The 1,292-nt window shown below is 46.7% G+C and carries 2 protein-coding genes; both read left to right on the forward strand.

Going from position 1 to position 1,292, the window contains the following annotated elements; all coding sequences use genetic code 11:
• Positions 1–223: 223 nt before the first annotated feature.
• Positions 224–709, forward strand: coding sequence for an Hcp family type VI secretion system effector (locus CUC53_RS06250; protein WP_100293360.1), 486 nt, complete (start codon positions 224–226; stop codon positions 707–709).
• Positions 697–1,292 (forward strand): DUF4225 domain-containing protein (locus tag CUC53_RS06255; RefSeq protein ID WP_100293361.1); only part of this gene is annotated, 596 nt, incomplete at its 3' end. The genes CUC53_RS06250 and CUC53_RS06255, both read left to right, overlap by 13 nt.

Raw genomic sequence — 1,292 nt, forward strand, 5'->3', positions numbered from 1 at the left:
CTCATCAAGCTGGCCGTTTTGTTATGTGAGGTTGCTCACTGACCTAATTCAACATAATGACGATTAGACGCAGCGTTTTTTGGCCCCTGCTGGTGCAATCTTCCCCCCTCCCTCATGGGTGTCAGAAAAGCCTGAAATCACGCATCCAGTGACGGGGCTATCTGGCCCCGTCTGCTGCCTGTGGCACAATGATGGATTCACTAAGCAGATAGGAAATAAGAACATGGCCAACCATGCCTACATGACCATCACCGGAAAAGAACAGGGATTGATTTCGGCGGAGTGCTCCACGCAAGTTTCAATCGGCAATAAATGCCAAGCGGGTCATTTGAATGAAATCATGGTGCTGGCATATAGCCACAACATGGCGAACACAACTCGTGCAGTCCACAATCCGGTTCTCATTACCAAAAACATAGACAAGTCATCCCCATTAATTGCCCGTGCGTTGGCAATGATGGAAAAAGTAGACTGCACGATAGATTTTTATCGCACTTCATCATTTGGCACTCAAGAAAAATATTACACCGTTGAGTTAAAGGAAGGTGTAATTGCAGATTTAACATTGGAACTCCCCCACGTCCTATTAAATGGCGATGCACAGCCACAAGAGCACGTTGCTATTCGTTACAAGGATATTACGTGGACACACCACGGTGCAGGAACAAGCGGTTATAGCTTGTGGGAGGAGGGAAGATGGACCAATTAAGACGAGGATTTAAACGGCCTGATTTATATGGTGTATGGGAAGTTAATAGCGCAGCCAGTAAATTAGGAAGTCAAGCATCAACCATTGGTAGTAGGCATATATCTGATGGAACGCTAAGGCTTCAATTTACTCGTGAAGTCACTTATTACGCCCATGCAATAGTTCAGGATGTTGAAAATGGAGTAAAAAGCATATCGGAAGGTTTAAGGGCATTAGCAGAAGAGCAACGAAGTTTGTTAAACCAATCGCTGGATGTTGCGCAAAAGGGGGTTGGAGTTGTTGCTGGTGCGGCGCAAATATACGCGGGTGGTACGCTTTGCTATGCCTCTCTTGGTGTTCTGTGCGCGACCTTTGGGGTGCCGCTGATGGCTCATGGCGCGAATAACGTCTATGAGAATGGGCGCAACCTGCTAGAAGGGCGCTCAGACACTGAAGGCCCTGTGAGAGACTTATATCAAAGTGCGGCAAAGGCTATGGGAGGTGGTGATCGGGAGGGGAATATTGCATACGGCATTTCTGACTTAGGAATGTCAGCTTATGGTGTTTCTCGTTTAGTATTAAAACCAGATTCGTGGAGATTATT

The organism is Aeromonas cavernicola, assembly GCF_002795305.1.
GTDB classification, from domain to species: Bacteria; Pseudomonadota; Gammaproteobacteria; order Enterobacterales; family Aeromonadaceae; genus Aeromonas; species Aeromonas cavernicola.

What these genes read in the sequence shown, in the direction of transcription:
- CUC53_RS06250 (WP_100293360.1), top strand. Translation starts at nt 224, where the DNA reads ATGGCCAACCATGCCTACATGACCATCACCGGAAAAGAACAGGGATTG.